The sequence below is a fragment of the Paenibacillus hodogayensis genome, assembly GCF_039536325.1.
In the GTDB taxonomy this organism is placed as follows: domain Bacteria; phylum Bacillota; class Bacilli; order Paenibacillales; family NBRC-103111; genus Paenibacillus_AB; species Paenibacillus_AB hodogayensis.
Genome location: NZ_BAAAYO010000008.1, coordinates 141,391 through 156,417, shown reverse-complemented (window position 1 = coordinate 156,417; position 15,027 = coordinate 141,391). Strand labels below are relative to the sequence as shown.

16 protein-coding genes are annotated in these 15,027 nt (G+C 58.0%); 11 read left to right on the top strand and 5 right to left on the bottom strand.

What is annotated here, in order from left to right; genetic code table 11:
• Positions 1–7: 7 nt before the first annotated feature.
• Together ABD796_RS16475 and ABD796_RS16470 are read left to right on the top strand one after the other, a co-directional pair.
• The gene (locus ABD796_RS16475; protein ID WP_344909338.1) at positions 8–814 is read left to right on the top strand and encodes a PP2C family serine/threonine-protein phosphatase; all 807 of its coding nucleotides are present in this window, start codon (positions 8–10) and stop codon (positions 812–814) included.
• Between the two features lie 166 nt (positions 815–980).
• On the top strand, positions 981–1,379 hold the full coding sequence (locus ABD796_RS16470; protein WP_344909336.1) for a hypothetical protein: 399 nt from the start codon (positions 981–983) through the stop codon (positions 1,377–1,379).
• Between the two features lie 94 nt (positions 1,380–1,473).
• Here ABD796_RS16470 and yiaK read toward each other — a convergent pair whose 3' ends face one another.
• Positions 1,474–2,478, bottom strand: coding sequence for a 3-dehydro-L-gulonate 2-dehydrogenase (gene yiaK / locus ABD796_RS16465; protein ID WP_344909334.1), 1,005 nt, complete (start codon positions 2,476–2,478; stop codon positions 1,474–1,476).
• A gap of 105 nt (positions 2,479–2,583) precedes the next feature.
• Here yiaK and ABD796_RS16460 point away from each other — a divergent pair, with 105 nt between their 5' ends.
• From ABD796_RS16460 to speD, 4 genes are all read left to right on the top strand, one after another.
• The gene (locus ABD796_RS16460) at positions 2,584–3,333 is read left to right on the top strand and encodes an SDR family NAD(P)-dependent oxidoreductase (RefSeq protein WP_344909332.1); all 750 of its coding nucleotides are present in this window, start codon (positions 2,584–2,586) and stop codon (positions 3,331–3,333) included.
• Between the two features lie 22 nt (positions 3,334–3,355).
• Positions 3,356–3,937, top strand: a complete 582-nt coding sequence (locus tag ABD796_RS16455; protein ID WP_344909330.1) for a GNAT family N-acetyltransferase — start codon at positions 3,356–3,358, stop codon at positions 3,935–3,937.
• Positions 3,934–5,295, top strand: coding sequence for an MDR family MFS transporter (locus tag ABD796_RS16450; RefSeq protein WP_344909328.1), 1,362 nt, complete (start codon positions 3,934–3,936; stop codon positions 5,293–5,295). Before ABD796_RS16455 ends, ABD796_RS16450 begins: the two co-directional genes overlap by 4 nt.
• A gap of 180 nt (positions 5,296–5,475) precedes the next feature.
• The gene (gene speD, locus ABD796_RS16445) at positions 5,476–6,282 is read left to right on the top strand and encodes an adenosylmethionine decarboxylase (RefSeq protein ID WP_344909326.1); all 807 of its coding nucleotides are present in this window, start codon (positions 5,476–5,478) and stop codon (positions 6,280–6,282) included.
• A 182-nt stretch (positions 6,283–6,464) separates the two neighbouring features.
• Here the strand turns inward: speD and clpP are convergent, their stop codons facing one another.
• Complete coding sequence (gene clpP, locus ABD796_RS16440) at positions 6,465–7,049, bottom strand: ATP-dependent Clp endopeptidase proteolytic subunit ClpP (RefSeq protein ID WP_344909324.1); 585 nt, start codon at positions 7,047–7,049, stop codon at positions 6,465–6,467.
• Positions 7,050–7,226: 177 nt separating this feature from the next.
• On the opposite strand from clpP, the gene ABD796_RS16435 reads away from it, so the two are divergent.
• Positions 7,227–7,952, top strand: coding sequence for an RNA polymerase sigma factor (locus tag ABD796_RS16435; RefSeq protein WP_344909322.1), 726 nt, complete (start codon positions 7,227–7,229; stop codon positions 7,950–7,952).
• A gap of 301 nt (positions 7,953–8,253) precedes the next feature.
• The gene (locus tag ABD796_RS16430) at positions 8,254–8,682 is read left to right on the top strand and encodes a Fur family transcriptional regulator (RefSeq protein WP_344909320.1); all 429 of its coding nucleotides are present in this window, start codon (positions 8,254–8,256) and stop codon (positions 8,680–8,682) included.
• A 254-nt stretch (positions 8,683–8,936) separates the two neighbouring features.
• Here ABD796_RS16430 and ABD796_RS16425 read toward each other — a convergent pair whose 3' ends face one another.
• Together ABD796_RS16425 and ABD796_RS16420 are read right to left on the bottom strand one after the other, a co-directional pair.
• Entirely contained in the window at positions 8,937–10,022 is a 1,086-nt protein-coding gene (locus ABD796_RS16425; RefSeq protein ID WP_344909318.1) for a copper resistance D family protein, read from the bottom strand.
• A 78-nt stretch (positions 10,023–10,100) separates the two neighbouring features.
• Complete coding sequence (locus ABD796_RS16420; RefSeq protein WP_344910279.1) at positions 10,101–10,580, bottom strand: PCYCGC motif-containing (lipo)protein; 480 nt, start codon at positions 10,578–10,580, stop codon at positions 10,101–10,103.
• Positions 10,581–10,794: 214 nt separating this feature from the next.
• Here ABD796_RS16420 and ABD796_RS16415 point away from each other — a divergent pair, with 214 nt between their 5' ends.
• Positions 10,795–11,343, top strand: a complete 549-nt coding sequence (locus ABD796_RS16415) for a copper resistance CopC family protein (RefSeq protein WP_344909316.1) — start codon at positions 10,795–10,797, stop codon at positions 11,341–11,343.
• A gap of 49 nt (positions 11,344–11,392) precedes the next feature.
• Positions 11,393–11,932, top strand: coding sequence for a cyclase family protein (locus ABD796_RS16410; protein ID WP_344909314.1), 540 nt, complete (start codon positions 11,393–11,395; stop codon positions 11,930–11,932).
• 149 nt (positions 11,933–12,081) lie between these two features.
• Here the strand turns inward: ABD796_RS16410 and ABD796_RS16405 are convergent, their stop codons facing one another.
• Positions 12,082–12,969: an AraC family transcriptional regulator gene (locus tag ABD796_RS16405; RefSeq protein WP_344909312.1), complete on the bottom strand. Its 888-nt coding sequence runs from the start codon at positions 12,967–12,969 to the stop codon at positions 12,082–12,084.
• Positions 12,970–13,081: 112 nt separating this feature from the next.
• Here ABD796_RS16405 and ABD796_RS16400 point away from each other — a divergent pair, with 112 nt between their 5' ends.
• Positions 13,082–15,001 carry a beta-N-acetylhexosaminidase gene (locus ABD796_RS16400; protein WP_344909310.1) on the top strand — a complete coding sequence of 640 codons (1,920 nt, stop codon included), beginning with the start codon at positions 13,082–13,084 and terminating at the stop codon, positions 14,999–15,001.
• The last annotated feature ends 26 nt before the right edge of the window (positions 15,002–15,027 follow it).

Below are 15,027 nucleotides of genomic sequence, written 5' to 3'. Positions count from 1 at the left end.
GGTCCAGTTGCACATTCAACATTATTCGAAGCCGAGTCCGCAAAAAAAAGAGGGCGAGGACGCCATCGTCTTGAACGATGCCGGCCGTTTGTACGGAGTGATGGATGGTGTTACCCCGATCAGCGACTACCGGGATGCCGAGGGACACAACGGAGCGAACTTGGCCTCTAATTTGCTTAGAGCGTATTTTGCACGTCTGGATGGGAGCGGCGATCTGGTCGAAGCGGTCAAGGAAGCGAACCGGGAGCTGCGGCAGGCGATGGTCGCCGGCGGCATCGACGTAGCGGCTAAGCACGAGCTGTGGGCATCCTGCCTGGCCGTTGCTGTCGTAAGCGAGGATAACGTCCGGTATGCGCAGCTTGGCGACTGTATGGCCGTGGCGCGTTATACGGACGGCCGCTTTGCCGTCCTGACGAACAACCGGGTGACCGGCGTAAGCGCCAGAGCGAAGCTCAAGCGGGAGCGCGACCGGCAGGCGGGCAAGCCTATTGAGGATGAAGCCGCATTCGCCGAGCTGTACAAGGTGCTCGTCTATAACCGGTCGCAAATGGCCAATACGGCAGAAGGCTACGGGGTCGCCAACGGGACGGAAGAGGCCGGCGATCATATCCAATCCGGTGTTGTGCCGCTGGCGGGGCTTTCCCATCTGCTGCTGGTGTCCGACGGCATGTTCCATCCTGGTCTGCCGCTTGAGCAGACGATGGAGCTTGTCCTGAAGGAAGGCTTCGAGCGTTATGTAGAACGAGTGGAGACGGCCGAACGTGAAAGGCGGATGAATCCGGACGACCGGTCCGCCATACTGCTTTCTTGGTAATTGGAAACCATGAACCCTATCAGCTTGCGCTAGGTCGAACCTTGAACGCTGTGCCCGAATCGACGCTCTCCTTTCTTTGAGGCGTTCCGAGCTCGTCCATTCACGGATATAGCAGGGTTCCGGCCTCGCGCATCCCGCTAACGAAACGGCAGAGGAGGTCGATGGCGTGAATCCCGATTTCATCAAACTGAAGCCGCTGGAAGGCGACCTGAAGCTATCGCACAAAAAAATGAATTTCGGCATCACCGTGTCTACCAAGGAAGTGGTGCTGCATAAGCCGCACGTGAACTATTACATGAACCTGCAGGATATCGTGAGCATTACTCCGTTCGAGACGGAAAGCTTCTCGCAGGTCCGGCTCATCAACCGTAGCGGCACGAGTCACGAGTTCGTGCAAGCCGGAGACGGAACGCCCTATTACAGCGTCTATGTCAAGGCGGTAACGGTTCACAACCGGAGCGGCTTGTTTCAGCACAGCTCGATGCGCTTTGTCATTCCGATTCACCGTGAGATGATGAAGGCGATCGGCCGCCTCGGCCGGTGGGATGTAGCATTGGACGGGTAGGGCTTGCCCGGACATGTCCTTGCCGGGTTGCCGTCGCGCTTCCGGCAAACTGTTTACCGAAAGCGTCGACGGTACCAATAGGGCCGCTGGCGTTTCAGGCGTCCAGCTCAAGAACCCGCTTCCACAGCGTTTCGTCGACCGGAATGCCCTCGCGCAAGTTGCGCTCGCGAACGCGCACCGTCTCCTCGCCGGGATAGCGGGCCCGCCCGCCCTTCTCGTCCGGAGCGGAAGCGTGGAGGTCGGCGATCATTTCGCGAATTTTCCCGTTCGTCTCTTCGCCGTCCGGCAGACGGCTCGCATCGATGGCGATGAATACTTGCGACAAATCCCGCTCTGTGCCGATTTTGCCCATATCCATGGAAGCATTGCCTCCGGATAGCATCGTGACGATCAAATCGAGCATAAACGATAAGCCGGAGCCTTTCCAGAAGCCGATCGGCATCGCCCTTCTCGTCGCCAGGACGGCAGCGGCGTCGCGGGTTGCGTTGCCCTCTCCGTCAAAGCCGCCGTCGACCGGCAGCGGCTCGCCGCTTTGGGCATGAATGCCCATTTTGCCGTATGAAAACTGCGACATGGCGATATCTAGGACGATCGGTCCTTCTTCGCGGGGAACGGCGAACACGATCGGATTGTTGCCGAGTTTATTCTCTTTGGCGCCCCATGGTGGCATGTTCGGGATCGTGTTCGTCCAGCATATGCCGATGCAGCCTGCCTCCGCCGCCTGCCAGCCGTAGCTGCCCGCGCGCATCCAATGGTTCGTGCGGCGAATCGCCACGCAGCCGATGCCGTGCTCTTTGGCCAGCTCGATGGCGCGGTTCATGGAGAACTGAGCGTTCAGGTTGCCCGGGCCGGACTGCCCGTCCCATCGCTCGAGAACGCCAAGACGTTCGACGACGACGGGCTCGGCGTTGACGTGTACATACCCTTTGCGGATAAAGTCGATAAATACCGGGAAGCGGTTCAAGCCGTGGGAATAGACGCCGTCCCGGCTCGTCTCGGCGAACAACCGGGCGCATTCCCGGGCTCTTTCCGGCGCGAAGCCCTCCCGCTCCAGAACGGAACGGAACCGTTCGTACATCTCTTCGAAGGAAACTCTCATGCAGACCAACTCCTTAACAAGGTAAAAGTAAGGCAAGCTCTTCTTCAGCTTCTATAGTATACCAGACAAGCGTGTCCGTACGGGCAGAAAGGTTGGGATTGCCTAATGAAAACGGCAAATCGGGTCGTGGTCGTGACCGGGGCCGGCAACGGCATCGGGAAAGCGGTATCTCAAGGCTTTGCCGCCGAAGAAGCTTGCGTAATCGTCGCAGACATGGACGGGGAGGCGGGGGAACGTCAAGCCGAGGCGCTGCGTCAAGCGGGCGGGAAGGCTTTATTTATCCGGACGGATGTACGCCGCGAAGCCGATATCGTCGCTCTGATGGAAAAAGCAGAGGCGGCGTTCGGTACCGTCGACGTGCTGATCAACAACGCCGGCGTCTCGCGCTGGAAGACGGTCTACGAGCTGTCCGCCGACGAGTGGGACGACGTGCTGTTTACGAATTTGCGCGGGGCGTTTCTGTGCGCGCGGGAAGCGGCCAAGCGGATGCGAAGCAACCCGAACGGAGGCGCTATCGTCAATATTGCATCTACCCGCTCGATCATGTCTGAGCCGAACTCGGAAGCGTACGCCGCCTCCAAGGGAGGGCTGGTCGCTTTGACGCATGCTTTGGCCGTCTCGCTTGGACCGGACCGCATCCGGGTCAACTGCATCAGTCCGGGCTGGATCGAGAACGGTCCGTACGAAGCGCTGAGAGAGGCAGATCATGCTCAGCATCCTGCGGGACGCGTCGGCAAGCCGGATGATATCGCCCGCGCCTGCCTGTATTTGGCCGACGCGCGCAACGATTTCCTGACAGGCTCTCACCTGGTTATCGACGGCGGAATGACCCGCAAAATGATCTATGAACCATAAAAATATAGCGGAGGAACCCAATATGACTCTTGAGGCAAACATTCCTTATGTCGATTTGACGATGCGCCGGCCCCATCTGCACCGCATTCCGCATGCTTCCTTGCCGGCACCTTATTCGATTCGCGCCTATCGCGCCGGTGACGAAGCGCATTGGGCGCGCATCGAACATGCGGTCGGAGAATTTGCAACGCCGGAAGCGGCTTTGCGGAGATTCGAAGAAGAGTTCGGCCCGCATACGGCCGACATGGAGAAGCGATGCCTGTTCGTCTGCGACGGACAGGGCACGCCGATCGGTACGACGACCGCCTGGTACGGCGAATTGGACGGGGCGGCGCTCGGACGCATACACTGGGTGGCGGTCGTTCCCGAGCATCAAGGAAACAAGCTGGCGAAACCGCTGCTGTCCGCTGCGCTGGAAGTCATGGCCCGTTACCATGACGAGGCGTACTTGACGACGCAGACGACGAGCTACAAAGCAGTCGGCATGTATTTGAACTATGGCTTCGAACCGGTGTACCGGGAACCGGCGTGCGCGGAGGGCTGGGAACTGATCAATCGGCTGCTCGGACGCCGGGAGAACGGAGCAGAGGCAAAGCCTACATGAACCGCGCGATGGAACGAAATTCCAAAAGCAAATGGCTCGTCATGACGAGCATCGTGCTGGCCATCCTTATTTCTTCACTCGACTCTACGATTACGAATACGACAGTACCCCATATCGTCAAGGAACTCGGCGGCTTCGAGCTTTACGCCTGGAGCTTCGTCGCTTATATGATTACGTCGACGGTCATGACGCCAATCGCCGGCCGGCTGTCCGATATGTTCGGGCGCAAGCAGGTGTTTGCGGTCGGCATGATCGTGTTCCTGATCGGATCGCTATTGTGCGGCAGCGCCCAGACGATGCTGATGCTCGTATTGTTCCGCGCGGTGCAGGGCATCGGAGCGGGCATTATGAATCCGTTCCCGGCCATTATCGCCGGGGATTTGTTCTCGGTCGAGAAGCGCGGGAAAATTCAGGCGCTGTTCTCCAGCATGTGGGGAATTTCGGCGGTCGTCGCTCCGATGCTCGGTTCGCTGTTTGTGGAATATGCCAGCTGGCGCTGGATTTTTTACGTCAACGTTCCGGTCTGCCTGCTTGCCATTATTTTGCTTATTCCTTACAAGGAGACGTACGAACCTAAGCGCGCCAAGGTCGACGTATGGGGGGCCGTCCTGTTCACGTCTAGCATCAGTTTGCTGCTGATGCTTACGGTCGTGGAGAGCCGCTTCGTCCTGTATGCGGCGGGCGGCATCGTGCTGCTGACGGCGTTCATCTTCTACGAGCGGAAGCACCAGTCGCCGCTTATTCCGCTTTCTTTGTTCCGCCAACGCAACGTAGCCTGGATGATCGGCAATACGTTCCTCGCCTGCGCCTCGTTGTTCGGGACGTCCAGCTACATCCCGTTATATATGCAGGACGTGCGCGGCCACGGGCTGTTCGTCAGCGGCCTTCCTTTGCTCGGCCAGGCGGTCGGATGGATGCTCGTCTCCGTCCCGGCGGGAAAATGGGTGATCCGGTACGGCTACCGGAGATTGCTGCTGTGCGGCAATGCGCTGCTTATTGTATGTGGTGTGGCCGCTGCGCTGCTTCATGCGGGCAGCAGCTTTGCCTACGTGTTCGGTATGATGGTTGTCCAGGGGCTGGCGTACGGCCTCATCTTCACGGTGACGACAATCGGCGCTCAGGAACTGGTCGAACCGCATCGGAAAGGCGTTTCCACGTCGATGCAATATTTCTCGCGGAATATCGGCACGGCCGTGGGCACGACGCTGATGGGGGCTTTTCTGACGCGAGCGGCGGATACGATGACAGGCATTCACCATCTGCTCGTATACGGCTTCTGGATGTCGTTTGCCGCTTTCCTGTCGTGTCTGTTTATCCAGTCGGCGCGCAAAGCGGAAGCGAAGGGGCATACGGCCTGAGTTTTCGGGTTTAGTAGTTGGGAATTTGCCCCAGATTGCGCTTTGCCGATTATATCGGACTCTTTTGGTCCAAGATAAAAACGGGTTTGTCTGATGATTCGGACAAAGCCGTTTTTGTTGCAGGCCGGAAGGGTAAGAAATAGAGAGGCGCCCACCACGAGGAAAGTGAGGAATGCAACGATGAAATTGACTCCGGAACAGCGCATTACGCTGCATGGCTTCAATAATTTGACCAAGTCGCTCAGCTTCAACATGTACGACATTTGCTATACGAAGACGAGGAAGGAACGGGAGGCGTATTTGGCCTATATCGACGAGCAGTACAATTCCGATCGGCTGAAACGGATTCTCGACGCGGTGACCGACATTATCGGGGCTCATGTGCTGAACGTGGCCAAGCAGGATTACGTGCCCCAGGGCGCGAGCGTGACGTTTCTCATTTCCGAAGGACCGATCGTCGAGGTGCCGCACGAATCGTACGACGAATCGCCCGGCCCGCTGCCGAAGTCGGTCGTGATGCAGCTGGACAAAAGCCACATTACGGTGCATACATATCCCGAATACCATCCGGACGAGGGCATCAGCACGTTTCGGGCCGACATCGACGTGTCCACTTGCGGCGAAATATCGCCGCTCAAGGCGTTGAACTATTTGATCCATTCGTTCGACACCGACATCATGACGATTGATTACCGCGTCCGCGGCTTTACGCGCGACATTCACGGCCAGAAGCTGTTCATCGACCATGAAATCAGTTCGATTCAGAACTACATTCCCGACGAGATTATCGAGCAGTACGATTTTATCGACGTGAACGTGTACCAGGAACATATTTTTCATACGAAGTGCAAGCTGAAGCGGTTCGACCTGAACAATTACTTGTTCGGCTATACGAAGGACAAGCTGGAGCCCGGCGAAGAGGAAGAAATTACGGAGCGGCTGAAAAGCGAGATGGACGAAATTTTTTACGGCAAAAATATGATATAGGCCGGTATGCAGTCGAAAATCGGGCTGCGTAGACAGCCGAATTGCCTCCGCTTCCGCTTGCCGGAAGACGGAGGCTTTCGAATGCCGTGCGCATAGAGCGCGACTTATGCAGACAGCGCTAGGCGCCGGCGCCGGGGGATTCACGCGGCGCGGCCATCGGCTGCTCTTCGACCGCGCGCAGCTTAGAGCGAAGTAATGACCCGGTCGATAATGCCGTAATCCATCGCTTCCGCGGCTGTCATGAAGTAGTCGCGGTCCATATCCCGCTCGATCTTTTCCAGCGGCTGCCCGGTACGCTCGGCGGTGATCGCGTTCGTCTTGGCGCGGATGTCGAGGATGCGCTTGGCGCTGATTGCGATATCGCTCGCCTGGCCCTGCACCCCTCCGTGCGGCTGGTGGATCATAATCTCGCTGTTGGGCAGCGCGAACCGCTTGCCCTTCTCCCCGGCCAGCAGCAGCAGCGCGGCAAACGAAGCGGCGAACCCGGTGCAGATCGTATGCACCGGCGGCTTGACGAACTGCATCGTATCGTAGATGGCAAAACCCGCCGAAGTGGAGCCGCCCGGGCTGTTGATGTACATCGAAATTTCCTTCTCCGGATTTTCCGCCGCCAGGAACAGCAGCTGAGCGACGACGGTATTGGCCAAAGCGTCGTCGATCGCCGCTCCGACGAAGATGATACGGTCCTTCAGCAGCCGGGAATAAATGTCGTACGAGCGTTCGCCGCGGGCGGTCTGCTCGATGACGTAAGGAATATGCAAGCTCATGTTGAATCCCTCCATTCGTGGTTTCAATCGTCTTCTCCCTGTAAACGAACCGGCCCCGCGAAAAGATACGAAGGTGGATTTTTGGCGTGCGGAGCCATAAAATAAAGAGAGCGTATCTTTTGTCGGGTTTTATTCGTTTACTGGATATAGTCTGAATGATGCAAAGGAGGATGCGGAATGATCGCAGCCGAACGATTGAACAAAGCGGTAGTTACGGAGGTTGCCGGCATGGAGCGGCTGCACGCCGTTCTGCATCGTTATTGTTTGTCCATTACCGGCTCGACGTGGGATGCCGAGGATCTGGTCCAGGAAACGTGGGCGAAGGCGTTCAGCGCGCGGGGCTCGGCGGCTCATGCGAATCCCGAAGCTTGGCTGCTGCGGATCGCCAAAAATATTCGAATCGATCAGGCACGGCGGCAGTCTGCGCTGAACCGCATCGTACAGCGGGAGCGCTCTCCCCGGGCCGAACAAGCCGATACCGGTCGCACGGAGCTCGAGGAGGTATTTCGGGCGCTGACGACCCATATGCCGGCTTTGCAAGCAACCGTATTTTTGCTGCGCGACGTGTTGGGCTACTCCGCAGCGGAAGCTGCCGAACTGCTTGCGACGACAGAGGGCGCGGTCAAAGCGGCGCTCCATCGTGCGCGCGTGTCGCTCGAACATGTCCGGAAGGAGCTGAACGGCGAGCTGTCCCCGCCCTCCGTCGCCGACGGCATGCAGCGGCTGGTCCGCTCCTTGGCTGCCGCTTATGCGAAGGGAGATGCAGCCGCATTGATCGCGCTGTTCCGGCGCGGGGCGGAGGAGTCGGCACTTGCAACTGTGCTTGTCGCGCCCCGTCTGCTCCGCCAGCCCGGCAGCGCGAACCGGACAAGTGGAGGGACTGCCGTCAGGATGGCGGCCTGATCAGCCTCGAATCGATCTATTCGTATCGTCTCCGGCAGACGCGCTCGGCCGTCTTTCAGAGGAATGGAGTGCGCTCGACCGTCCCGTCAGCAAATCGGCTTCCGTCATTCGACACGGAAGCCGTTCTTTTTTCAACTTCAACCAAATTGTGCTACAATAAGAGCCATAACGTTAACGGAGCGCTGAGGCGAATTACCGGTTGCTGTCGGGCGGCAGCATGCCGGACACAGGGCAACCCGCGATCGCCGCTTCGGGTATCGATCCGTTGAAAATGAGTTGACTCGGAAAGGAATTTTGCTTCATGACGGAGACGAACAAGGTTCAGCAAATGATCGATATTATGGCTAAAAACGGCTGGAGAATTACGGAACAGCGCCGGACGCTAGCGGAGATTTTCGTCAAAAACGAAGGCTACTTGTCCCCGAAGGACGTTTATGACCGGATGACGGTCGACTATCCAAGCGTCAGCTTCGACACGGTGTACCGCAATTTGCGGTTGCTAAGTGAAATGGGGGCCTTGGAGCAGTTTTATTTTATGGACGGCGGTCTGAAATTCCGCGGAAGCTGCATGAGCCATCACCACCATCATCTGATCTGTATTAACTGCGAGAAGACGCTGTCCTTCGAATATTGTCCGATGGACCAATCGCTCGAGCTTCCCGGCAAATTCAAAATCGTGAACCACCGGTTCGAAGTGTACGGCATTTGCGAGGAGTGTCAGACGGACTAGTACTTTACCATACAGGATGCATGGAACAAGCGGATGGCGGCCGATATACAGTGCAGAATAGAAAGTAACAGAATTGAGAAAGTAACCCGGTTCGGTTTATATGAAGTTTTGGCTCGTCCTGGCATATTCTATGCGAGCGGCCTGCCGCTACTGAAACGGCAGAGGGCTGTCTTTTAGCGGGAATTCCGCTTAAAGACAGCCCTTTCATACTACAGGGGAGGTTGGGAAGTACGGATACCCGCAGAGCCGCTCGGCTACCGCAGAAACAGCATGGCTGACAGAAAGCCAGCCGCTGCGAAGCCGACGCCGAGCGAGGCAGCCTTCCACGGGGCGTTGCGTTTCCAGCACAGCAGCATAAGGAACAGAAAGACGAGTGCGATCAGACCGAATGCGGCTGCCGCCGGACTGAAGCCGAACACCGCGCGCAGGCTCTCGCCGGACTCGCCCTTGTGTAGAAGGCGGAACAGCTCCGACGATACGAGCGGCTCGGGGTTTTCTGGATCGTCGTGAGGCGGTCGTTGCATGCCCATAAAAGCGGTTGCGGCAAAGACCAACGTCAGCACGACGCTTTCTGCTCGAAACCAGGGACGCGGATCGAAGCCCGGCTGACGGCGCAATTTGCTTTTCAGCAGAAATCCGTTCAGCAGGCCGAACACGAGAGCCGCCGCCAGCAGCAAATGCTTGATCAGCAAAGCTTGTCCGTACGAGACGATCCAGCTGTTCGGATAGCTCGGCACGATGTAGGCCATCAGCACGAGACCGGCTGCGACGATCAGCAGTACGGAGCCGATCGCGAGCGGGTGAAACCAGCGCAGAAATCGCAGCCAGTTATCCGAAGGGCGGGCGAACCACCCGGCAATCAGCAGAATGCCGATCCATACGCTTGCGGCCGCGATATGGATCGTTTGGGCGAGGAACCCCCACGATTCGGACAATCCGGCGGCATGACTAGCCCAGCCGTAGGCAAACAGCAGACCTAGCGCGAGCAGCCCGGCGACGGCGTTCACCGCAGGGTGCTTGGCCGGATCGCGGTAAGCGGTCAACGCCAGGAAAATCGTGCACAGTCCGAACATCCACAGCCATGCTTTGCCGAATTCCAGATCCAGCAGCACATCGTCGATAATGTCCCAGAACGGGCCGGCGAATTGGGTCAAAAAGATCGTGTTCTTGATGACCGGAACAAGCGAGAGAAGTGCGATGCCGATCACCGCATTGAACAGCAGCAAGCCCGGCAGACGGATATCCGGCTTGTTCGCCGCCGGAACCGCATTCAGCAGAAGAGCTCCGCAGACGAAGGCGAAGCAAAGATACAGCAGCGTTTCCGAGAAATAGGCGTACATGATCGCAAACCTTTCTGTGGCATAATCGGCAGAGACTTTACGGACAGCCCTCCCGCCTGGGGGATATGGGGCATCCGATCAGTTCGGCATCGGAGTCGGAGTCGGCTTGGCGTAACCGGTCTTGTAAGTGGCGTCGATCGTCTGGCGAATGTCTTTTGCCGATTTGCCTTGCTCCTTCAATTGGTAGGTCGTAACGGCAATTTGCATGCAGACGCCGCAGCGCGTACCGTGATCGTCCCAGACGACGGAGCCGTCGGCTTCGATCTTTTGAATAAAGCAGTTTTCGTTGCTCCTGTGCCCGGAGCTTTCGCCGCAGCCGCAATAGCAAGGAATCCATTGCAGCAGCTCGGCCGATTGGGCGGCCAGCCGGTAGGCGGTGCGGATTTCCTCGCGCTGCGAGTCCAGGAAAGAGGGCAGTGTTTGAATCGAAGCGGTTTTCTCCTGAATATCGCCATGGGGGCCGTGACTATCGTGTTCGTCGGCTTTGCCGCAGGCCGCCGTAATCGTAAACGTGAAAGCCAGGGCCAGCGTTCCGACCATGCGCATTGTTTTTTTCATCATGCACCTCGTTCCGGGTATAAGTGGTTGTTCCATCCTGACACGTCGTTCGCACCTCTTCATCATAGCATACAGCCTGTCCGCAAGCCGCCGATCGTATGACAATTGTTCGAAAAGTTGTCCTTATTTCCCGCGAAGCCGCGAGGCCGGTTTGCTATAATGAGTGAGGGACTGCAACCGCAGCCCGTTATCTGAAGCGAAAGGCTGCTGACCTATGAAAAATCAATGGCGGATCGGGCTCATGACCATTATGCTGCTGCTGGCAGCGCCGTTCACCGTATCGGCGCATACCGCGTTGAAGTCGTCGGTTCCGGCTGGCGGAGCCTCAATCGAAGCCCCCTTACATGAAATCACCATGGAATTCAATACCGACGTTGAATCGCTCAGCACGTTTGAAGTGCGCAATGCCCGCAATGAACAGTGGAAGGTAACCGGCATCAAAGCCGACAAAAGCAAGCTGAGCGGCAAGTTGGAGCAGACGCTTCCGGACGGCGATTACACCGTAACCTGTAAAATCGTCGGAAGAGACGGACACCCTGTCGAGAATACGTTTTCGTTTTCGGTGAAGCTTGCCCAGTCGTCAGCGGACGCGGCTCAAGCAGGCGGAAGCGCCGGGCAAAACGTGCCGACAAGCCCGGCAACGGCTCCAGAGGAGAGCGGCGGCAGGACGACGCCGATCGTCGTTCTGGTCGTGCTTCTGGCCGCGGTCTTCGCCAGTACGGTGCTTGTACTGCGCAAGCGCAAGGGCGGCCGAACGTCTTGACGGCTGGCGGAGAACGGGAACGGACAAGCTTGTGGATGGAGGGAGTCCGATGAGAATTATCGATTTGTCGCAGCCGTTGTATACCGGCATGCCGGTTTTTCCCGGCGATCCGAAAGTGCGGGTGGACATCGTGCATACGCGCGATGCGAACGGTTGGGAGCTGAGGCGGCTTGAGCTGGGGTCGCATACGGGTACGCATGTCGACGCGTTCTCGCACATGCATGACGGCGGGGGAACGCTGGACCAAATGCCCCTTAGCCGTTTTTTCGGCAAAGCCCGTCTTGTTTGGACCGATTCCGCCGATTGGCCGAGCGAGACCGGGCTGTTTTTTGCCCGGGAAACGGGGATCGAGGCGGCCGACAAGCTGATCGCTTGCAAGCCCGGTTTTGTCGGCGGGGCATTGACCGAGCCGCTCCAACGGGCGCTTCTCGGCTGCGGCATCGTGACGTACACCGATCTGGTCAATCTGGAGCTGCTGCCGGTTGATCGAGATTTTTGGTTTTACGGGTTTCCGTTAAAAATCAAGGATGGCGACGGATCGCCCGTGCGGGCCGTAGCCATCGTAGCAGACGAAGACAAGAGCTTGTGATCGCGTCCCTTGCGAAGGGGGCCGACACAAGCTCTTTTTTCTGCTTATGCAGAGGGGGATGAAGACGGTCGTTGCGCCGGATGGCAAAGTTTTTGCAGCGGACCTTGCAGGGCGAAGCCGCGGCGAACGGGATTGCACAGGAGGCGGGATTAGGCATCCCTGACTCCATCGCGATGCTTTGCCCGGAAGGCCATGGCCGACGAGCCGGAGAACTTTTTGAACAGCCGGGCGAAATAAGCGATATCCTCGAAGCCGAGCATGTGCGCAATCTGTTTGATTTGCAGGTTGGTCATGCGCAGCAGCTTTTTCGCCTCGGATATTTTCAACCGGCTGACGTATTCGTTCAGGGCGTAACCGGTATGCTCGTGGACAATGCGGCGCAGCGTGGAGCGGGAGATATGGTTGCGCTCCCATATATCGCGCTCGGCCCACGGCTTGTACAAGCTTCCCCCGATATCCTCCAGAATGCGCAGCGCGAGTTCGGGCCTTCGTTCCGGATGAAGGCCGGGCTTGCGGCTGTCCCCTGCGCTGCAAAATTCGAAAATGAGCGATTCCAGCAAGAGCGAGGCCCGGTCGATATTGTCGGCAAGGCCGCTATCCATATAATCGCCGATCGTCTCCAGCTTGCGGATCCAAGTGCCGTCCAAGCCGACCTTGAGCGCCTTGTTAGGCTCCGCGATCAACCCGTCCAGCCATTCCAGCACGCGAGGTCCTTCGAAGTTGACATAGTATTCGTCCCAGTCCTTGCCCGGGTCCGGCCCAAAATGAAACCGTTCGCCCGGATATTCCCAAAACACGCTTCCGGCTTCCAGCCTTTGAACGGGACCATTCCCGACCTGATATGTTCCGCTGCCGCGCACGATGTACGTAAACGCCCACGTTTCGGTCGTGGAGTCGCGGCGGATCGGGATTCTTCCGGGCAAATGGCCGAACTGGCAAGGGGTCAGCCCCTTGATTCGCAGCTTCGCCGGATCGACCTTCAGGTCAATGATGCGAATTGGCAAAGGGCTGATCATATAGTCCAACAACTTGGTCATGGCATACCTACCCTCCATGCGCTTCCGCTGGTATCGTATAAGGTATCGACGGCTTCATTATAACAAAGCTCGCTCCGCCTGTCGAAGCACGGACGCGAGAATGGAGGACTATATGCGGTTGCATTTATATGGGGATATGGACGGTTTGCAGGAAGGAATTCGAGAACTATCGCTAGAGCTGGGCTTTGAGCTGGCTGCGGACGGGGTACCGGTGCGTCTGGTGCGCCATGGACAGCCGGAGCTGCGCGTCCGCAGGGCTGCCGTCCTGGAACAAGGGACGGAGGGAGATCCGGCCGGCGAGGCGACGATAAGCTTTTCGCGCACCATCCATTTTTACCGCGGGCTCGGCCTGATGATCGAAGCGTTGCGCGGCGGCCTGGAGTCGTTCGACATTCGCGAGACGCCGCAGTTCGCCATGAACGGACCGATGTTCGACGTATCGCAAGGCAATGCCGTGATGAAGACGGAGACGGTCAAACGGTTTATTCGCTACATGGCGGTAATGGGGCTGGATATGTTCATGCTGTATACGGAAGACAGCTACGATGTGAAGGAACAGCCTTACTTCGGCTATATGCGGGGACGCTACAGCCGGGACGAGATCCGCGAGCTGGACGATTACGCTTACTTGTTCGGCATCGAGCTGATTCCGTGCATCCAGACACTCAGCCATCTGAAAGATGTCCTGAAATGGAGCGCCTTCGCCGACATCCGCGACGATGAGGAAACGATGCTGGTCGGCGAGCCCCGGACGTACGCCTTCATCGAGCAGATGATTGTGGCTGCGATGGAGCCCGTCCGCACGAAGCGGTTCCATATCGGCATGGACGAGGCGTGGAAGCTCGGTCAAGGCGAATATTTGGCCCGCAACGGCTACCGCACCAAGTTCGATATCATGAACGAGCATTTGCACCGCGTTCTGGAGATTACCCGCAAGCACGGGCTGGAGCCGATGATGTGGAGCGACATGTATTTCCGGGCAGGCTCCAGAACCGGCGATTATTACGATAAGGATTGCGTCATTCCGGAACGTGTTATGGCCGACATGCCCAAGGATGTACAGTTTGTGTATTGGGACTACTACCATGGCGACGAGGCGTTCTACGAGGACTGGATACGCCGGCACAAAGCGTTCGGCTCAACGCCCGTATTCGCCGGAGGCATCTGGAACTGGAAAGGATTCGTACTGAATTATGGATTGACGCTGCAAACGACAAACGCCGCTTTGCAGGTGTGCAAGCGGGAAGGCGTCCGCGACATTATCGCCACGTTGTGGGGGGATGACGGGACCGAATGCGATTGGTTTTCGGCGACGCTCGGGCTGCAGCTGTTCGCCGAGCACGGATACGCCGCCGAGCTGTCCGAGGAGAAGCTGCGCAAGCGGTTCGCGTTTTGCACCGGCGGGCAGTACGACGACTTCATGGATATCCGTCTCGTCGACGAAATTCCCGGCATTCCCGAAGGCAACCCGAACAACGCCAATCCCTCAAGGGTCATGCTGTGGCAGCATCCGATGATGGGGCTGTTCGACGCCAATCTGACCGGACGCGGGCTGGCGGACTACTACGGCCAATTGGGGCCGCGGTTGGCGGCGGCGGCCGGACGCAACGGCGAATTCGGCTTCGTCTTCGAGGTGCTGAGCAAACTGTGCTCGATCTTGACGGTCAAGGCGGAGCTTGGCGTCAACCTTACGAAGCTGTACCGCGAGCGGGACCAGGACGGCCTGGCGGCCTATGCCGATTCGGTTATGCCCGGCCTGATCGGCCAAGTGCGCGATTTGCAGGCCGCCCATCGAAACCGGTGGTTCGAGGTAAACAAGCCGTTTGGCTGGGAAGTGATCGACTACCGGTACGGCAGCCTGATCGCAGCGCTCGAAAGCTCGATCAAGCGAATAACGGATTACTCGTCCGGGGCTGCGCTGTATCTGGAAGAGCTGGAGGAGCCGCGGCTGCCGTTTCAGGGCAGGGAAGGGTATTTGGACTGTCAATGGTACCAGTTCATTTCGACCGCGAGCCGCATCGCCCAACCGTGAAGAGAGCAGGCGCTGCGAGGAGAGGA

Bases quoted from the DNA above. Each gene is read 5' to 3' on its own strand.
- yiaK (WP_344909334.1), bottom strand. From the start codon at position 2,478: ATGAGAGTTTCCTTCGAAGAGATGTACGAACGGTTCCGTTCCGTTCTG.
- ABD796_RS16460 (WP_344909332.1), top strand. From the start codon at position 2,584: ATGAAAACGGCAAATCGGGTCGTGGTCGTGACCGGGGCCGGCAACGGC.
- ABD796_RS16455 (WP_344909330.1), top strand. From the start codon at position 3,356: ATGACTCTTGAGGCAAACATTCCTTATGTCGATTTGACGATGCGCCGG.
- ABD796_RS16450 (WP_344909328.1), top strand. From the start codon at position 3,934: ATGAACCGCGCGATGGAACGAAATTCCAAAAGCAAATGGCTCGTCATG.
- speD (WP_344909326.1), top strand. From the start codon at position 5,476: ATGAAATTGACTCCGGAACAGCGCATTACGCTGCATGGCTTCAATAAT.
- clpP (WP_344909324.1), bottom strand. From the start codon at position 7,049: ATGAGCTTGCATATTCCTTACGTCATCGAGCAGACCGCCCGCGGCGAA.
- ABD796_RS16435 (WP_344909322.1), top strand. From the start codon at position 7,227: ATGATCGCAGCCGAACGATTGAACAAAGCGGTAGTTACGGAGGTTGCC.
- ABD796_RS16430 (WP_344909320.1), top strand. From the start codon at position 8,254: ATGACGGAGACGAACAAGGTTCAGCAAATGATCGATATTATGGCTAAA.
- ABD796_RS16425 (WP_344909318.1), bottom strand. From the start codon at position 10,022: ATGTACGCCTATTTCTCGGAAACGCTGCTGTATCTTTGCTTCGCCTTC.
- ABD796_RS16420 (WP_344910279.1), bottom strand. From the start codon at position 10,580: ATGAAAAAAACAATGCGCATGGTCGGAACGCTGGCCCTGGCTTTCACG.
- ABD796_RS16415 (WP_344909316.1), top strand. From the start codon at position 10,795: ATGAAAAATCAATGGCGGATCGGGCTCATGACCATTATGCTGCTGCTG.
- ABD796_RS16410 (WP_344909314.1), top strand. From the start codon at position 11,393: ATGAGAATTATCGATTTGTCGCAGCCGTTGTATACCGGCATGCCGGTT.
- ABD796_RS16405 (WP_344909312.1), bottom strand. From the start codon at position 12,969: ATGACCAAGTTGTTGGACTATATGATCAGCCCTTTGCCAATTCGCATC.
- ABD796_RS16400 (WP_344909310.1), top strand. From the start codon at position 13,082: ATGCGGTTGCATTTATATGGGGATATGGACGGTTTGCAGGAAGGAATT.